General features: G+C 74.5%; 2 protein-coding genes. Both read right to left on the bottom strand.

The features are described 5' to 3' along the window. Positions 1–160: 160 nt before the first annotated feature. Positions 161–1,153 (bottom strand): aldo/keto reductase, encoded by a 993-nt coding sequence (locus tag ACFWXO_RS31655; RefSeq protein WP_380528068.1) that lies wholly within the window; start codon positions 1,151–1,153, stop codon positions 161–163. A 145-nt stretch (positions 1,154–1,298) separates the two neighbouring features. Further along, positions 1,299–2,081 carry a BTAD domain-containing putative transcriptional regulator gene (locus tag ACFWXO_RS31650; protein WP_380528064.1) on the bottom strand — a complete coding sequence of 261 codons (783 nt, stop codon included), beginning with the start codon at positions 2,079–2,081 and terminating at the stop codon, positions 1,299–1,301. Between the last annotated feature and the right edge of the window lie 241 nt (positions 2,082–2,322).

Genomic DNA, 2,322 nt, shown 5'->3' with positions numbered 1-2,322 from the left:
GCCCGGTGTCTGGTGGTTGTCCCCCCCACGGCCCGGGGCGCGCGGGGGGCCACCTCCCGGGGGGACCGGGGCGCGCCCGGGCGGGGCCCGAGGGTCCGTCCGGTGCGCGCGGGTTCGTGCGGTGGGTGCGGTGGGTGCCGTAGGTGCGGTCGGCCGCCGGTCAGCGGTCGACGAACTGCCGGCTGAACTCGGTGAGCCGGTCACCGGCGACCTGCCCGGCGGGCACCGCGGCCTCGATCGCCGCCAGCTCCTCGGCACCGAGGGCCAGCGTCGCGGCGGCGAGGTTCTCCTCCAGGTGGTCGATCCGTCGGGTGCCCGGGATCGGGACCACGTCCTCGCCCCGGTGGTGCACCCATGCCAGCGCCAACTGACCGACTGATACGCCGAGTTCGATGGAGAGCGGCTCCAGCCGGTCGACCAGCGCGAGGTTGCCCGGGAAGTTCTCCGGGGTGAACCTCGGCTGGGCGACCGTCCGGAAGTCGGTCGGCCCGAACACCTCGGCGGCCCGGTAGCGCCCGGTGAGCAGGCCCCGGCCGAGCGGCGCGTTCGGCACGATGCCGATGCCCAACTCACGTGCCAGTGGCACGACTTCGTCCTCCAGCTCGCGGGAGAACAGTGACCACTCGGTCTGCACCGCGGCCAGCGGGTGCACGGCGTGGGCGCGGCGGATGGTCTCCGGGGCCGCCTCGGAGAGCCCGATGTACCGCACCTTCCCGACCCGGACGAGCTCGGCCAGCGCGCCGACCGTCTCCTCGATCGGCACCGAGGGGTCGATCCGGGCCGGGTAGAAGAGGTCGATGTGGTCCAGCCCGAGCCGCTCCAGCGAGGCGTCGGCGGCCTGCCGCACGTAGGCGGCGTCGCCGCGCACCGCCTGCCCGATCCCGTCGCCGGTGCGCAGCACCCCGAACTTGGTGGCCACCACCGCCTCGTCGCGCCGGCCGGCCACCGCCCGGCCGACCAACTCCTCGCTCAGGCCGTGCCCGTAGACGTCGGCGGTGTCGATCAGGGTGACCCCCAGGTCGAGCGCCCGACGGATGGTGGCGACGGCCTGCTCGGGGTCGGTCGGGCCGTAGAACTCGCTCAGGCCGAGGGCGCCGAGCCCCTGGGCACCGACTTCCAGACCGCCCAGGCGGCGGGTGGGGACATCGTTCACTCGAATCGCTCCGTCATCGCTCGGGGTTCCGGTACTGCCTCCCCCAAGCGTGCCGAAGGGGGCTAAACCACACCCAAACGGTGGCGGGGCGGTTCCGGTGGCGGAGCAGTGCCGGTGACGGGGCGGTGCCGGTGACGGGGCGGTGTCAGGCCCGTACGGCCGCGGGCGTCCGCCGGGCCGGGCCCTCGCCGCGCACCTCCAGGATGGTGCGCTGGAGGTTGCGCAGCCAGCAGCCCGGCTCCAGGCCGAGCTCCCGGTTGAGCGTGTCGCGGGCGGAGTGGTAGACGCCCAGGGCCTCGGCCTGCCGGCCCGAGCGCCACAGGGCCAGCATCAGCTGGGCGTAGAAGCTCTCCTGCAACGGGTGCTCGCGGATCAGGCAGCGCAGCTGGGAGACCACCTCGCGGTCCCGGGAGAGCATCAGCTTGGACTCCACCAGCAGTTCGCTGCACTCCAGTTGGAGCTCCTGGAGCCAGGCCGCGAAGGTGTTGACCACCGGACCGGCCTGCAGCCCGGCCAGCACCGGGCCGCGCCACAGGGCGACGATCCGCTCCAGCAGCTCGCAGGCCTCCTCGTACCGCCGCTCGCGCATCATCGCCCTGGCGGTCGGCAGCTGCTCCTGGAGGGCCTGGAAGTCGACGGCCCGCGGCGGCGTCCACAGGACGTAGCCGGGCGCCCGGGTGATGACCGGATCGGGCTCGCCGGGGCGGGTCAGCAGCTTGCGCAGCTGCGAGACGTACACGTAGACGGCGTCCCGGGCGCGCTGGGGCGGATCGGCGGGCCACAGCTCGCGCACCAGGTCGTCCACCGAGACCACCTGGCCCATCCGGGCGAGCAGGACGGCCAGCACCGTCTCGGTCTTGCGGGACGTGATGACGACCTGGCCGTCCGTGTCGCCGACCCTGAGCGGGCCGAGTACCTCGTACCTCACCGGTGCTCCTCCTCCGCGCTCACCCTGCCCACCGCCCTCCGCGCCGTGCGCACCGGCGCGACCGTGGCCGGCGGCCGGCGGCCGTCCAGCGCCTCAACAGCCCCTGGTGGACGGCTATTCCCGGAGGCCGGGGCCGGGGCCGGGGGGGCCGGGGCCGGGCGGGCGCGAGCCGCCGCGGGGGGGGACCACCACCAGGCGGGGGAGCCGCGCGCGGGGTTAGCTGTACCAAATTATGATGTTT

Source organism: Kitasatospora sp. NPDC059088 (assembly GCF_042738155.1).
In the GTDB taxonomy this organism is placed as follows: Bacteria; Actinomycetota; Actinomycetes; order Streptomycetales; family Streptomycetaceae; genus Kitasatospora.
Note: the sequence above shows the minus strand (reverse complement) of the source record. Positions and strands in the feature narration are given on the sequence as shown.